General features: G+C 57.4%; 15 protein-coding genes. 6 read left to right on the plus strand and 9 right to left on the minus strand.

What is annotated here, in order from left to right:
- The 5 genes from C1Y41_RS07885 to C1Y41_RS07905 form a co-directional block, all read right to left on the minus strand.
- Window positions 1-789 carry an ABC transporter ATP-binding protein gene (locus C1Y41_RS07885; protein WP_094111860.1) on the minus strand — a complete coding sequence of 263 codons (789 nt, stop codon included), beginning with the start codon at window positions 787-789 and terminating at the stop codon, window positions 1-3.
- The gene (locus tag C1Y41_RS07890; protein WP_039385458.1) at window positions 789-1868 is read right to left on the minus strand and encodes an iron ABC transporter permease; all 1080 of its coding nucleotides are present in this window, start codon (window positions 1866-1868) and stop codon (window positions 789-791) included. The genes C1Y41_RS07885 and C1Y41_RS07890 overlap by 1 nt, the downstream gene beginning before the upstream one ends.
- Before the next feature lie 234 nt (window positions 1869-2102).
- The gene (locus tag C1Y41_RS07895) at window positions 2103-3569 is read right to left on the minus strand and encodes an amino acid permease (protein WP_104085209.1); all 1467 of its coding nucleotides are present in this window, start codon (window positions 3567-3569) and stop codon (window positions 2103-2105) included.
- Between the two features lie 132 nt (window positions 3570-3701).
- Window positions 3702-4568, minus strand: coding sequence for a DNA-binding transcriptional regulator YeiE (yieE, locus tag C1Y41_RS07900; RefSeq protein ID WP_104085210.1), 867 nt, complete (start codon window positions 4566-4568; stop codon window positions 3702-3704).
- Window positions 4569-4577: 9 nt separating this feature from the next.
- A complete protein-coding gene (locus tag C1Y41_RS07905; protein WP_039385465.1) occupies window positions 4578-4955 on the minus strand; it encodes a YkvA family protein in 378 nt (125 codons plus the stop codon).
- A gap of 103 nt (window positions 4956-5058) precedes the next feature.
- On the opposite strand from C1Y41_RS07905, the gene C1Y41_RS07910 reads away from it, so the two are divergent.
- Window positions 5059-6099 carry a YeiH family putative sulfate export transporter gene (locus tag C1Y41_RS07910; RefSeq protein ID WP_104085211.1) on the plus strand — a complete coding sequence of 347 codons (1041 nt, stop codon included), beginning with the start codon at window positions 5059-5061 and terminating at the stop codon, window positions 6097-6099.
- 56 nt (window positions 6100-6155) lie between these two features.
- Window positions 6156-7004: a deoxyribonuclease IV gene (gene nfo / locus C1Y41_RS07915; RefSeq protein WP_071668034.1), complete on the plus strand. Its 849-nt coding sequence runs from the start codon at window positions 6156-6158 to the stop codon at window positions 7002-7004.
- A 49-nt stretch (window positions 7005-7053) separates the two neighbouring features.
- Here the strand turns inward: nfo and fruA are convergent, their stop codons facing one another.
- From fruA to C1Y41_RS07935, 4 genes are all read right to left on the minus strand, one after another.
- On the minus strand, window positions 7054-8757 hold the full coding sequence (gene fruA, locus C1Y41_RS07920; RefSeq protein ID WP_104085212.1) for a PTS fructose transporter subunit IIBC: 1704 nt from the start codon (window positions 8755-8757) through the stop codon (window positions 7054-7056).
- A 19-nt stretch (window positions 8758-8776) separates the two neighbouring features.
- Window positions 8777-9715, minus strand: coding sequence for a 1-phosphofructokinase (gene fruK / locus C1Y41_RS07925; RefSeq protein ID WP_039385473.1), 939 nt, complete (start codon window positions 9713-9715; stop codon window positions 8777-8779).
- On the minus strand, window positions 9712-10842 hold the full coding sequence (gene fruB, locus C1Y41_RS07930) for a fused PTS fructose transporter subunit IIA/HPr protein (RefSeq protein ID WP_094111138.1): 1131 nt from the start codon (window positions 10840-10842) through the stop codon (window positions 9712-9714). The genes fruK and fruB overlap by 4 nt, the downstream gene beginning before the upstream one ends.
- 274 nt (window positions 10843-11116) lie before the next feature.
- Window positions 11117-11371: a YkgJ family cysteine cluster protein gene (locus C1Y41_RS07935; protein WP_071668037.1), complete on the minus strand. Its 255-nt coding sequence runs from the start codon at window positions 11369-11371 to the stop codon at window positions 11117-11119.
- Between the two features lie 150 nt (window positions 11372-11521).
- Here C1Y41_RS07935 and yeiP point away from each other — a divergent pair, with 150 nt between their 5' ends.
- From yeiP to mepS, 4 genes are all read left to right on the plus strand, one after another.
- Entirely contained in the window at window positions 11522-12094 is a 573-nt protein-coding gene (gene yeiP / locus C1Y41_RS07940) for an elongation factor P-like protein YeiP (RefSeq protein WP_065648868.1), read from the plus strand.
- Between the two features lie 121 nt (window positions 12095-12215).
- Window positions 12216-13190: a GTP-binding protein gene (locus tag C1Y41_RS07945; protein WP_104085213.1), complete on the plus strand. Its 975-nt coding sequence runs from the start codon at window positions 12216-12218 to the stop codon at window positions 13188-13190.
- Window positions 13191-13236: 46 nt separating this feature from the next.
- Window positions 13237-13944: a phosphatase PAP2 family protein gene (locus tag C1Y41_RS07950; protein WP_071668039.1), complete on the plus strand. Its 708-nt coding sequence runs from the start codon at window positions 13237-13239 to the stop codon at window positions 13942-13944.
- 515 nt (window positions 13945-14459) lie between these two features.
- Window positions 14460-15035 (plus strand): bifunctional murein DD-endopeptidase/murein LD-carboxypeptidase, encoded by a 576-nt coding sequence (gene mepS / locus C1Y41_RS07955; RefSeq protein ID WP_071668040.1) that lies wholly within the window; start codon window positions 14460-14462, stop codon window positions 15033-15035.
- Window positions 15036-15164 lie beyond the last annotated feature (129 nt).

Here is a 15164-nt window from a genome sequence, read left to right on the forward strand (position 1 = left end):
CTACATCAGCGACTCTGCCACCAGCCCGTCAATCATTACCTGCGGCATGCCCTGCGAGCAGTGCTCAATCCGGCCGCGCACGCCATACACCTGCGCCAGCGTCTGCGGCGTAATCACCTCTGCGGGTATGCCATCCGCCAGACGCCGGCCCTGCTTCAGCATTAGCGCGTGGTCAGCATGCCGCAGCGCAATATTGATATCGTGCACCACCACCACCGTGACCATATTGCGCAGCCGGGTTTCGCGTCGTACCAGATCCATCACGTGAAACTGATAGTTGAGATCCAGCGCGCTCAGCGGTTCATCCAGCAGCAGCAGCTCCGGCCGGCGGATCAGCGACTGCGCCAGACCTACCAGCTGTTTCTGCCCGCCTGAGAGCTGATCGAGGTAGCGCATCGCCAGATGAGCGATACCCAGCTGCTCAAGCAGCGCCATAATTTCTGCTTCGCTGTCCGCACTATGGAGGCCGCCCGAGGCGCGCTGCGCCACGATAATCGATTCCAGTACGTGCAGATGAACCCCGGCCGGCAGCGTCTGCGGCAGGTAGACCACCCGCTTTGCTCGCTGCGTGAAGGGCTGCGCCATTAAATCAACGCCGTTCAGCCAGAGTGCGCCCTCGCCTTTACCCAGGCCCGCCAGCGCGCGCAGCAGCGTGGATTTACCGCAGCCGTTCGGGCCAAGCAGCACGGTGATTTTGCCGCGCGGCAGCGTGGCAACGTCCAGATTGTCGATCACCTGACGCTTAGGGTAACCGGCGCTGAACTGCTCAATACGTAAGCCTGAATCCATTACACGCTCCCCCGGTGACGCAGAATAATACTCAGAAAGAAGGGAACGCCGACCAGCGAGGTCACGATCCCCACCGGAATAATCACGCCCGGGATCAGGTTTTTCGACGCAACCGAGGCCAGCGACAGCACCAATGCGCCCACCAGCGCGCTGGCGGGCAGATAGTAACGATGATCTTCGCCAAACATCATGCGGGCGATATGCGGGGCGACGAGGCCGATAAAGCCAATCGGGCCGACAAAGGCTACTGCCAGCGCCGAGAGAATGCTGATGCGTAACAGCGTTGCCAGTCGCAGACGGCGCACGTCGATACCAAAACTAATGGCGCGATCTTCCCCCAGCCGCAGTGCGGTCAGCTTCCAGCTGCTGAGCATGGAAAACGGTACCAGCAGCGCAAACGCAGCGCTCAGCACGCCCAGCTTCTCCCACGATGCGCGCGCCAGGCTACCCATGGTCCAGAACACCAGTCCCTGCAGCGTATCTTCGCTGGCGATAAACTGCATCATGGAAACCAGGGCGTTGAAGGTAAATACCAGCGCAATACCAAACAGCACCACGCCGGAGGTCGAGACTTTGCTCCAGCGCGTAATGCCATCCAGCATCAGCGCGGCAAACAGCGCAAACACAAAGGCGTTAGCGGAGATAAACCACTGATCGGAGAGGCCGGGAAAACCGACGCCGAGGATAATTGCCAGCGCGGCACCAAAGGCTGCAGCGGAAGAGACGCCCAGCGTAAAGGGACTCGCCAGCGGGTTGTTCAGAATGGTTTGCATCTCGGCACCCGCCAGTCCCAGCGCCAGCCCGACAACCACGGCCATCAGCGCATAGGGCAGACGGATATCCCAGACGATGACGCGGGTACCGGCATCCATAGCGGCCGGATGCAGCAAGGTCTGCCCGAGCGTTTCCAGCGTAAGCCCGGCCGGGCCAAGGGTGAAATCGAGAATAACCGAGGCGAGAATAGCAACAACCAGTACGCCAGTCAGCAGCAGTCGCTGACGCAGCACCTGACGATAACGTGTCAGGGTGTCAGCTTCAGGGGGGTGTTCCGCTATCAGCACGGAATCCGTCGTACGCATGAGTCTACCTGTATAGCCGTAATCATAACGGCTGACACAATAGAGCAGGTGATAATAATTATCAATTATATCTCTGTAACAAAGCTCAAACCGGCAGAGATGCATCAATATGCCAGGGACGCATAAATGCGTAGGGGCGGCATTGATGCCGCTCTGGGTTGGGTGAATCGCCTGAAACCAGGGGCGCAAAAATGCGCCCCCTACGTCTGGATTGGAATGCCGCCACGCCAGGTTTTACTGTTTAAAAACCGGGAACTCCATCTCGCTATATTTCACTACGCGGCTGCCGCGTGTCAGCCGGTAGCCCATCCAGATAATCAGAAATAGCGGGATACCGATATAAGTTGCCGCCACACCGTACCAGTCGATGGTGTCGGCGAGGAACGCCTGATAGTTCTGCCCCAGCGTAATAATCAGGCAAAGCACAAAGGCGAAGACAGGACCCAGTGGGAAAAAGCCGGAGCGGTAAGGTAAATCGGCCAGATCGCGCCCCTGCGCTTCATAGCCGCGACGGAAACGATAGTGGCTGATGGCAATGCCCAGCCAGGCGATAAAACCGGTCATACCTGAGGTATTAAGCAGCCACAGGTAAACTTCCTGATTACCAAACTTTGACGTCAGGAAGCAGAGACCAGCTACTACGGTCGTCGCAATCAGCGCATTGCGCGGCACGCCGCCTCTGGAGAGTTTTGCAAAGATGCGCGGCGCTTTGCCCTCACGGGCGAGATTAAACAGCATGCGCGTTGAGGCGTACATACCGGAGTTACCCGCTGAAAGCACCGACGTCAGGATGACTGCGTTCATGATCGCCGCCGCTGAGAGCAGACCGGCATTCTGGAACACCAGCGTAAACGGGCTGACGCTGATATCGGTCACGTCATTATGCAGCAACTGCGGATCGGTATAGGGCAGGATCAGGCTGATGATCAGAATCGCAAACACATAAAACAGCAGAATACGCCAGAAAACCTGCCGCACCGCGCGCGGAATATTTTTGGCCGGATCTTCAGATTCACCGGCGGCGATGCCGATAAGCTCGGTGCCCTGAAAAGAGAAGCCGACAATCATCGCCACGCCGATCATTGCAGAAAACCCGCCGGCAAAAGGCGCATCGCCCACGGTCCAGTTGTGCCAGCCTGCATGTTCCGCACCGCGCATAATACCGGTGATCATCAGAATCCCCACCACGATAAAAATAATGACGGTGGCGACTTTAATCAGCGAGAACCAGTACTCTGTTTCGCCAAAACCTTTAACCGAGATGAAGTTAATCAGGAACATCAGGCAGAGAAAAGTGGCGCTCCAGATCCAGCCTGGCGTATCGGGGAACCAGTAGTTCATCACCAGCTGCGAGGCGACCAGATCAACAGCAATGGTCACCGCCCAGTTGTACCAGTAGTTCCAGCCCAGCGCGAAGCCAAAGCCCTCTTCAACATATTTTGCGCCATAGGTGGCAAAGGAGCCGGAAACCGGCATAAAGGCAGCCAGTTCGCCGAGGCTGGTCATCAGAAAGTAGACCATCAGCCCAATCAGGGCATAGGAGAGCAGCGCGCCGCCGGGTCCGGCCTGTGAAATGGTGGCGCCGGAAGCGACAAACAGGCCGGTACCAATGGAGCCGCCGATGGCGATCATAGTGAGGTGGCGCGCTTTTAATTCACGGCGCAGCCCAGGTTGTTGTGTTGTTTTTGAGTCATTATGCATGTGTAAACGCTATGCCGGATAAAAATAAGGCGCGATTGTAGCAGCTAACCCTGCGCTGTATAGCATTCACCTCGGGTTATTAGTTACCTTCATGATCGGCGGGCGATTATTAGCAGCACCCGCCGCCGCCGGCTATTCACAGCAGTAGGCAAGAAAGCGGTTGAGCGCGTTTGAGAGATGTTTTTGCCGGTGGTGAATGCGGTAGAGCGTGCGCGTCAGGCGCGGCAGCGGAACCGCCACTTCTGCCAGCGTGCCCGCTTCCAGCAGGTCGGCAATGACCCGGCGCGACAGGCAGCTGATGCCCATGCCGTGCCGTACCGCATGTTTAATCGCTTCGGAGTTACCCAGTTCCATACCCAGCTGAAACTGCGGCAGATGCGACAGCAGCTGGTAATCAACAATTTCACGCGTGCCGGAGCCGCGTTCACGCAGGATCCACGGTGCCGCCGCCAGGCTTGCCAGCGTCACCGGCTGCAGCAGCAGCGCCGAGTCGGGTGCTGCAAACACCACCAGCTCATCTTCCAGCCACGGCGTGCTGATGATATCCGGCTCGTGACACGGTCCCTCGATCAGGCCGATATCCACGCGAAAATCTGCAACGGCCTGAATCGCATCCTGACTGTTGCCGACGCTCAGCTCCAGCGGAAGTGCGGGAAAATCGCGCCGGTAGGCGGCAATCATGCCCGGCAGCAAATAGTTACCGATGGTACTGCTGGCAAACAGCCGGATCGCCCCGCTATCTTCCCGGAAGAGCTGCTCAATTTCACCCGCCTGCTCCAGTAGCCCGACGGCGCGCGGATAGAGCAGCCGCCCATGCTCATTCAGCACCAGCCGCTTGCCTACGCGATCGAACAGCTGTACTCCCAGCTGGTTTTCGAGATCCGCCAGCGCCGCGCTCACCGCCGACTGCGACAGTGACAGCACCTGCGAGGCCTGGGTGGTGGAACCGCTCTTCAGCACCTCAGTAAACACTTCAATCTGGCGTAGCGTAATATGCATGCTTGCTCCTCAGGCCATATAGCGCTGTATCAGCCAGACGATAATGCCGATCCAGATCAGCAGGATCAGGCCAAATCCGGCGCGACTGACAATTTTTACTCCGCGCGCGCGCTGTACTTCCGCGCGTTCAGCGCTGCTGATACGAATATCGCGCGGCAGCAGGCGCAGCAGAATAATCACGCCAAGCGGTACAATGATGGCATCATCCAGCAGACCAATAATCGGGATGAAGTCCGGAATAAGGTCAATCGGGCTGAGCGCATAGGCTACCAGCCCAAACGCCATCAGTTTGAACCACCATGCCGTACGCGGGTCGCGACAGGCAAACCACAGCGTCAGGACATCCCGCTTAATCAGCTTTGCCCAGCGGCGCAGACGCACAAACATAGCCTTTCTCCTTATCACTTATTCCGGTCGATTATAAAGATATTATCAATTTCACTTTTATATCAGAGAGGCGCAGGCTATTGCCATACTCAGGAGGTGGTTAATGGCTGAATTTAGCATAATAAAACCGGTGCTCCCGCCCTGCCGGGTGGTGGCGGGTCTGGCACTAACGGCGGCGCTGGCAGGCTGCGCCGCCTGGCTTACCTCGCTGCCGTGGCTGTCTCACGCCGGTCTGGGCGCGCTGACGCTGGCGATAGTTGGCGGCATTATTGCCGGCAATACTTTTTACCCGCGTATCGCCAGCCACTGCGACAGCGGTGTGCTGCTGGCAAAACAGCGCCTGCTGCGCCTCGGCATTATTCTTTTTGGTTTTCGCATCACCGTTCAGCAGATAGCCGGCGTCGGCCTGCGCGGCGTGATTATCGATACGCTGATTATCGGCACAACGTTCCTGCTTACCTGCCTGGCTGGCATCCGGCTGCTAAAGATGGATCGCGAGACGGTGTGGCTGATTGGTGCCGGCAGCAGCATCTGCGGTGCGGCGGCGGTGCTGGCGACGGAACCCGTGGTCAAAGCTGACGCCTCGAAAGTGGCGGTGGCGGTGGCAACCGTGGTGCTGTTTGGTACCGCCGGCATCCTGCTTTATCCCGCGCTGTTTGCACTGCTGCCCGCTGTCAGTGCCGCGCAGTTTGGCATCTTTACCGGCTCCACGCTGCATGAGGTGGCGCAGGTAGTAGCCGCCGGGCACGCCATAGGCGCTGAAGCAGAGAATATGGCGGTGATCACCAAGATGCTGCGCGTCATGATGCTGGCCCCTTTCCTGCTGCTGCTGGGCAGCTGGCTCCGGCAGCGCGGCCCGCGCACGGCAACGTCTGCACGCAGCTTTCCGTGGTTTGCACTGCTGTTTATCGCGGTCGCGCTGGTGAATTCACTGCAGCTGCTGCCAGCCGGAGTGGTTAGCGCGCTGAACCAGCTGGCCAACCTGCTGCTGGCGATAGCGATGGCAGCGCTGGGTCTGACCACGCGCTTCTCCGCGCTGAAACAGGCGGGCGCAAAACCGCTGCTGCTGGGGCTGATGATGTTCTGCTGGCTCATCGTCGGCGGCGGCGCGCTGAATTTGCTGGTGCAACATTTCATGGCATAGCCGCTTCCGCTATCATGTGCGCCTTGCTTTAGTTAACGCCCATACAGGAGAGCGGCATGAAATATATCGGTGCACACGTCAGCGCATCCGGCGGCGTGGATCAGGCAGTGATCCGCGCCCATGAGCTGGAGGCCACCGCCTTTGCGCTCTTTACAAAAAATCAGCGTCAGTGGAAAGCCGCACCGCTCTCTGCGCAGACCATTGACGCGTTCAAAAGCGCCTGCGCGCGGTATAACTACTCTTCCGCGCAAATCCTGCCGCACGATAGCTTTCTGATCAACCTGGGTCACCCGGAGGCCGAAGCGCTGGAGAAATCACGCGCCGCGTTTCTGGATGAGATGCAGCGCGCTGACCAGCTTGGCCTGACGCTGCTGAACTTCCACCCCGGCAGCCATCTGCAGCAGCTTGATGAAGAGACGTGCCTGAAGCGCATCGCCGAATCAATCAACATCACGCTGGATAAAACGCAAAATGTCGTCGCGGTGATTGAAAATACCGCCGGCCAGGGCAGTAACCTCGGCTATCGCTTTGAGCATCTTGCGACCATTATTGCGCACGTCGAGGATAAATCGCGCGTGGGGGTCTGTCTTGATACCTGTCACACCTTCGCCGGCGGATACGATCTGCGCACCGAAGCTGACTGTGTCGCTACCTTTGCCGAATTTGAGCGCGTGGTGGGCTTTAACTATCTGCGCGGTATGCATCTGAACGATGCCAAAAGTGCCCTTGGCAGCCGCGTCGATCGCCATCACAGTCTGGGTGAAGGCAACATCGGCAAAACCGTGTTCAGCTGGCTGATGAAAGATGCGCGCTTCGATAACATTCCGCTGATCCTGGAAACCATCAATCCCGATATCTGGAAAGATGAGATCGCCTGGCTTAAAGCTGAGCAGCACGCCGGATAGCGGACAATAAAAAAGGGAGCCTTAGCTCCCTTTTTTTATGTCCGTCGGGTTACGCAGCTTTCGCCAGCTCCTCTTCCGGACGCTTCAGCACGGCGTAACCGAGACCGGCAATCGCGGTACCGATGATAATCGCCAGCAGATAGCCCAGCACCGGCGTAATCGCACCCGGGATCAGCAGCACAAACAGACCGCCGTGAGGTGCCATCAGCTTCGCGCCAATCGCCATTGAGATGGCGCCGGTCACGGCTCCGCCAATGATGCAGCACGGCAGCACGCGCATCGGATCGCGCGCCGCAAACGGAATGGCCCCTTCAGAGATAAAGCAGAGACCCAGCACCAGCGCCGCTTTGCCGCCCTCCTGCTGCCCTTTATTGAACTTGCGGCGTGCAACCAGCGTCGCCAAACCCATCGCCAGCGGTGGCACCATGCCCGCAGCCATAATCGCGGCCATCGGCGCATAGGTTTGCGAACTCAGCAGCCCGACGCCAAACGCGTAGGCCACTTTGTTGACCGGACCGCCCATATCGGTACACATCATACCGCCAAGAATGGCGCCCAGCAGCACGGCGTTTGCGGTGCCCATGTTGGCCAGCCAGCTGGTCAGGCCGCTCATGATACCGGCAACCGGTTTACCCACCACGTAGATCATCAGCAGGCCGGTGATCAGGCTCGCAACCAGCGGAATAATGAGAATGGGCTTCAGGGCTTCCATACTCTGTGGCAGCTTCACTTTGCTGCTCAGGAACTTCGCCGCATAACCGGCGATAAAGCCGGCGATAATACCCCCCAGGAAACCGGCATTGATGCTGGTGGCAATCATGCCGCCAATCAGGCCAGGCGTCAGGCCAGGACGATCGGCGATGGAGAATGCAATAAAGCCTGCCAGTACCGGCACCATCAGCGCAAATGCGCTGCCGCCGCCGATCTGCATCAGCGCTGCTGCCAGCGTGCCCGGCTCTTTAAACGCGGTGATCCCGAACGCAAACGACAGCGCAATGCTCAGGCCGCCTGCAACCACCATCGGCAGCATGTAGGAGACACCGGTCAGCAGGTGACGGTAGGCGCCCGCTTTCTCTTTGCTGTCGCCCTGTGCGCTGGCGCTCTGGCTGCCGGAGGGCTGATAAACTTTCGCCTCCGCCTGCGCTTTATCCAGCTCCTGCGCCGTTTTCTTCAGCGCCAGGCCGGTGGAGGTGCGGTACATCGGCTTACCGGCAAATTTCGCCAGGTCCACATCGATATCCGCTGCCACGATCACCAGATCGGCGGCGGCCACCTCTTCCGGAGTGATCGGGTTGCCCGCGCCAACGGAACCACGGGTTTCGACTTTTACCCACCAGCCGCGTTTTTTCGCTTCCGCGTCAATCGCTTCTGCCGCCATAAAGGTGTGTGCGACGCCAGTCGGACAGGCGGTAACGGCGACAATGCGCTTTTGCGCGCTGGCCGTAACCGGTGCTGCGGCAGCCCCGGCTGCCGGTGCGGTTACGGGCTGCCAGCGCTGCGCGTTTGCCTGCGCCTGTGCTATCGCCGCCTGAGGATCGCGCAGCGCCTGCTGCACATCAACGCGCGCTACGGATTTGCCCGTCAGCTGCGTATCTTCCGGAATATTGTCGCCGGCAACCAGGATCAGTTCGGCTTCAGCGGCAGTGCTGACCAGCTTCAGTCCGGCCTGTGCTGCTGCAGCACGCAGACGTTCGATAGCCAGATGTGCGGAGGCCAGTCCCAGTGAAGAATCTTTTATCAGCAGCGTTTTCATTATCATCGCTCTCCTGCTGTTAGTTAACGGGTTGTAAGTCGACGCGCGCCATCATCGCGGCCAACCGGGTACGATCGGCTACGCCGACGTTGCTCTGGCTGACAGCCATTGCCGCCACGGCGGTAGCCAGTCGCAGCGTATGTTCGCTGGATTCACGCATCAGCAGGCCATAAATCAGGCCGCCGACCATGGAGTCACCGGCACCGACCGTGCTGACAACCTCACAGACCGGCGGTTTTGCCAGCCATTCGCCAGATGCGTTGACCCAGAGTGCACCTTCTGCGCCGAGCGAGATCACCACGTGAGCAATGCCCTGCTCGCGCAGTTCATGCGCCGCGTTAATCACATCCTGCAATTCAGGCAGCTTGCGGTTAGCCCAGATCTCCAGCTCGCGCCGGTTTGGTTTAACCAGCCACGGGGCGGCTTTCAGACCCGCAACCAGCGCATCACGGCTACTGTCAAAAATGATGCACGGACAGAGCGTACGCAGATCGCTCATCCAGCGGGTAAACGCCTCTGGCGTCACGCCGCCCGGCAGGCTGCCGCTGACGCAGACCATATCGAACTGGCCGAGCCAGGTGAGTGAATCTGCGGTAAAGCGCTCCCAGTCCTGCGCGGTTACTTCAAAGCCGGAGAAGTTGAGGTCGGTTACCTCGCCATCTTTCTCTGTAAGCTTTACGTTGATGCGGGTACGCCCCTGCACGACCTGAAAGCGATTGGCTATTCCCAGCTCGCTGAACAGCTGCTGGAAGCCATCCTGATTTTCCCGGCCAAGAAAGCCGCCGACGGTGACGTCGATGCCGAGATCTTTGAGTACTTTGGCAACGTTGATCCCTTTGCCTGCTGCATGCAGGCCGGTGGTTTTGACCAGATTGACTTCACCGCGCTCTATCTCCGGCGTAAAGCCAACCAGGTCATACGCCGGGTTCAGCGTAATGGTGGCGACGCGACGGCTCATGCTGCCCCCTCGCCCAGACCGGAATTAATGGCCTCTTCGATAGCCTGCATCGCCTGCGGCGCATCATCACCGCTGGCGGTAAAGCGCAGGCGATGGCCTTTCTTCACGCCCAGCGCCACCACTTTCATCAGGCTGCGGCCGTTAGCGGGCTTACCGCTGCCGTCAAGGTTGGTAACCGTGACATCACTGTTAAACTGCTTGATAACGCTGACCAGCGCAGTGCCCGGACGCGCATGCAGGCCATGCTCATTGCGAATGGTAAATTCTGCGGTCAGCACTTCAGCGGCTTCATCCACTTCGCTGGTGAGCAGCGCCAGTACGCCGGCTGCATCCGCTTTCAGCAGACGTTCAGCTTTATTGTTCTGCAGCAGGTTACTCAGGTAGCCCAGCACCTCCAGCGGACGCTCATCCACTGCGGCAACCGTCAGCAGCAGCGCCACGCGCTCGCCCTGCCGGTCAAACGGCACCGCCGGGCGGCTTACCGCGACAGCGCTGCCCAGGTTACCCTGCGCGCTGTCGTTCAGCCAGATCCCCTGCCCCAGACTCAGCGGCGTGCGGGAGATAACGTCGGTGATAAATGCGGCGTCAACCGCGCCTGCCGCCTGCAGACGACCGGCATTCAGCGCCTGCAGCGTGATCAGATCGCTCGCCGCGACATCCACCGCAATCAGCGAGGTATCAAAGGTAAATTCAGCTCCCTGCTTCTCACCCATCAGCAGCGCACGCAGATCCTCAGCAGAGGCCGTTTTTAGCTGCTCTGCCACGCTGTCATCGCTTAACACATGCGTCAGCTGACGCAGCAGCGCCAGGTGCTCATCTGATTTAGCGGCGATGCCGATAGCCACATAGGCAATCTGCCCTTCGCCCCACTCTACGCCCTGGGGAAACTGAAAAACCTGTACGCCGGTTTTCAGCACCAGGTCACGGGTGTCGGTGGTGCCGTGTGGAATAGCGATGCCGTTGCCGAGAAAGGTGCTGGTCTGCTGTTCGCGAGCCAGCATGCCGCTGACATAGCCTTCAGCAACGTTGCCTGCTGCGGTCAGCGCGGCGGCAACCTGACGAATAGCGTCTTCTTTTGTCTGTGCCGTGGCGCCGGTATGGATGGCCTGAACTTCGAGCTGGAACATATCTCTCCTCGCTTGCTGAATTGAATCGTTTCAGCTTAATGGCGAAAAAACACGCTGCATCACAGCCACTTAGCCGCAACTACAACGCTGAAACGTTTCAGGGAATATGGTACAGGCGGCTCTTCGAGGCAAGAAAATGCGTAAACCAAAGAACAGATCTTTGACGCTACGCACACTTCATCGGGAAATTAAGATTTTTCGCACGCCTCAGCTGATGAGTTTGCTGAAAGTAAAGGCGGCGGGTGGGGCAGATTTTCAGCAGGCTTACAGCTTTTCAGGGTGCCGTCTCTGCCTCAAGCTGCAGCAGATAGATCATTGCGTCATCCCGGCTGCTGCCACACATTTCCGGTCCAGGCTGCAGGCCAGCACAGACGGCCGGACGCAGCGGCGAACCAAACAGCTGGCAGCGCTGCTGCGCATCCAGCTGAACGCAGGGCGTATTGGCGGGCTTGCCATGAGGCATACCCGGAATAGGCGAAGAAATTGAGGGCGCGGTGCAGCAGGCACCGCACTGGTCGCGGCATAACATGAAGCGCTCCGGCAGAGATTTCGCGGCGACAATAGCAGCCCCGCCTGCTGAAAGCTATGTGCAGATAACAATTTTACAGGGCCTTACTTGCCTGTTTCCGGTCGCGCGCGTAACGTGACGCGCACCTCTCTTTTCTGAGTAAATAACATCATGCCTAAGGCAAACGAAATCAAAAAAGGAATGGCCGTGACCTGGAACGGCAAGCTGTTGCTGGTGAAGGATATTGATGTGCAGAGTCCCAGCGCACGCGGTGCAGCCACGCTCTATAAAATGCGGTTTACCGATGTGCGTACCGGCCTCAAGGTCGAAGAGCGGTTTAAAGGCGACGATATTATCGATGCCATTCAGCTGAGCCGTCGCCCGGTGACCTTCTCTTATATCGACGGCGACGAATATGTCTTTATGGATGATGAAGATTACACGCCCTACAACTTTAAGCAGGAGCAGATTGCCGAAGAGCTGCTGTTTATCCCGGAGGGGGGTATTCCCGGTATGCAGGTGCTGACGATGGAGGGCCAGGTACTGGCGCTGGAGCTGCCGCAGACGGTGGATATGGTGATTGCTGATACCACGCCCGGCATCAAAGGCGCCTCTGCCAGCGCGCGCACCAAACCCGCGGTGATGAGTACCGGCCTCTCGGTGCAGGTGCCTGAATACCTCAGCAACGGCGACCGTATTCGCATTCACGTAGCTGAACGACGCTATATGAGCCGCGCTGACTGATCGCTGCGTTGTCCGCGCCCGGCAGGTTGTTATACTATAACAACATCCGGCGCGGCCCGCGTTACCGGCCGCGCGCTCAGTTCACTGCCTGCCAGACAGCAGCAGGCCATAGGGAGAAACTATGACGCGCGTCAACCTCATTACCGGCTTTCTCGGCAGCGGTAAAACCACCACGCTGCTGCATCTGCTTGCGCATAAACCGGCCGATGAAAAATGGGCTATTCTGGTCAATGAGTTTGGCGAAGTCGGTATAGACGGCACCCTGCTGGCCAACCGCGGCGCTGAACTAAAAGAGATCCCCGGCGGCTGCATGTGCTGCGTTAACGGTCTGCCGCTGCAGGTCGGGCTTAATATGCTGCTGAAACAGGCGAGACCCGATCGTCTGATTATCGAACCCACCGGCCTTGGCCATCCCAAACAGTTACTTAATATGCTGCGCGCCGCCGTCTATCAGCCATGGATAACGGTGGATGCGACGCTGACGCTGCTCGATCCGCGTCAGCTTGCTGATGCGCGCGTGGCCGCAAACGAAAATTTTCGCGATCAGCTCACTGCCGCTGACATTATCGTCGCCAGTAAAAGCGATCGCTGGCAGCCGGAAGATCGCCAGCGTCTGGCGGACTGGCAGCGGGACAATCTGGGCGATCGCCTGCTGACAGAGACAGCCTGGGGGAAAATAGACCCGGCGCTGCTGACACACCCCGCACAACACGATCGCCCGGTTCCGGACGCACTCCACCACGCTCACAGCACCCGCCCGCAGGGACTGGCGGCGCTGAAACTGGAGGGTCAGGCGCGCTGGCGGCGTGCGTTAAATGAAGGTCAGGGCTATGCTTCGTGTGGCTGGATTTTCGATGAAGAGACGCAGTTTGATACCATTCCACTGCTGGAATGGGCGCGACGTGCGCCGGTCGATCGGGTAAAAGGCGTGCTGCGTACGCCAGATGGCCTGGTGAACGTTAACCGACAGGGGGACGATCTGTTTATTGAAACCCGTCCGGTCGCGCCTCCCGACAGCCGTATTGAACTGATCCATCATCAGCCAGCCGACTGGAATGCTCTGCAGACCTCGCTGTTGAAGATTCGTTTAAATTAATTGCGATAGGTTTGCCCGTTATTTCACTTTTTGGGTGTTACTTTTTATGCGCGCAACACGTCTTGTCACCATCCTGCTGCTTAATGCGCTGGGTGTGATGCTATTTCTCTCGTGGTATCTGCCAGCCAATCACGGTTTCTGGTTCACTATCGATAAAGGGATCTTTTTCAGCTTCAACGATCTGATGGTCGATCACCACGCATTTGCCGTCCTGGTGGCGATTACCAACTATCGCGGTTTTGATGCGGTTTCACTGCTGGCGATGGGGCTGCTCTACCTCGCCTTCTGGCGACGCGAAACGCCTGAAGGCCGTCGTCGTATGCTGGCTATCGGGATAACTATGCTGCTGACGGCAGTTTTACTTAACCAGCTGGGACATCTGCTGCCGGTGAAACACGCCAGCCCGACGCTGTTTTTTGATAACGTCCATCGCGTCAGTGAACTCACCGGTATTCCGGCAAAGGATGCCTCGCGCGACAGTTTTCCTGGCGACCACGGCATGATGCTGATTATTTTTGCCTGCTTTATGTGGCGCTATTTCGGCTTCCGGGCATTTTTAACCGGCGTGCTGATTGTGGTGCTGTTTGCCCTGCCGCGCATAATGGCCGGCGCCCACTGGTTTACCGATATTGCCGTGGGTTCGCTGTCGGTAATATTAGTTGGACTGAGCTGGTGGTTATTAACGCCGGCCAGCGACAAACTGGTGGCGTGGCTATATCGCACGCTGCCTGGCAAATATAAGCCACGCGGGTAATTGTTTAGCGCAGGTAACCGGAGAGCAAAAAGTGACCCGCCTGCGCTTATTGAATGTTTAAAAAAACTATTAGCAACCTAACAGTTTGCCATCAAAAGAAAACATGATGGCAAACAAGCCTTAACATTTTCTCTTGTTATCCCCTGTCCAGTCAGAACCCGCTGAAAATCAGCGCTAACGCCGGAATTACCTGCTTAAGCCGCCGCTTATTTGCGCATTAATTACGCCCGATTGGTGATAAAGTAGCCGTTCAGTGAATGTTTTAATTTACATCAAAAAAACCTATAGAAATTTATATAAAACCACTCGCCACGGGGTCTGTAATCAGTTAACCTCAAGCTCGATTACCCTGGTGCAGCATAAAATGTGGTGGCAAACTGAGCGAAAAATGTGTGCATTAACACATTTTAGTAATTAAGGATTTGTCTTAGACCGCTGTACTTATTAATCTCAACCCGTTTTGTCATCTGGCTGGCGACATTCTGTCGTAAGGACATCGAAGGAACACACGTATAATGGTCAAGTCTCAACCAATTCTGAGATACCTCAGGCGGATCATTCCCGCGGTAGCATTAGCAACACTTTTATCAGCATGTAGCAGCAGCCATAATGGCCAGAATGCGAAAAACGAGAATCATGAAGTTAACAACCACAATGGTTTTTTACTTCAGGCGTCTCAGGACGAATTTGAACAAATGGTGCAGAATGTGGACATCAAGTCCCGCATCATGGAACAGTACAGCGACTGGAAAGGTGTTCGCTATCGCTTAGGCGGTGACACCAAACGTGGCATCGACTGTTCTGCTTTTGTTCAGCGCACCTTTCGCGACCAGTTTGGTCTGGAACTGCCCCGCTCAACCTATGAGCAGCAGGATACGGGCAAAGGCATTTCACGCGGTAAACTGCGTCCGGGTGATTTAGTGCTGTTCCGCGCCGGCTCAACCGGGCGACACGTCGGCATTTATCTGGGCAATGATAACTTTGTCCACGCTTCTACCAGCAGCGGCGTCATGATTTCAAATCTCAATGACAGCTACTGGAAGACGCGCTACCGCGAAGCACGACGGGTTCTGGCTAAAAATCAAAGCTAACCCCTCTCTCCGATGATTCTCTCAGCCAGAGAAAACAGAAACGCTGCCCCGGCAGCGTTTTTTTATTGCGGATATCTACTCCGCTGAAATCCAGTTGGTAATCAGAAATATAACAAGACTTTCCTGGCA

The sequence above is a fragment of the Pantoea sp. ICBG 1758 genome (assembly GCF_002928325.1).
Classification (GTDB): Bacteria; Pseudomonadota; Gammaproteobacteria; order Enterobacterales; family Enterobacteriaceae; genus Pantoea; species Pantoea eucrina.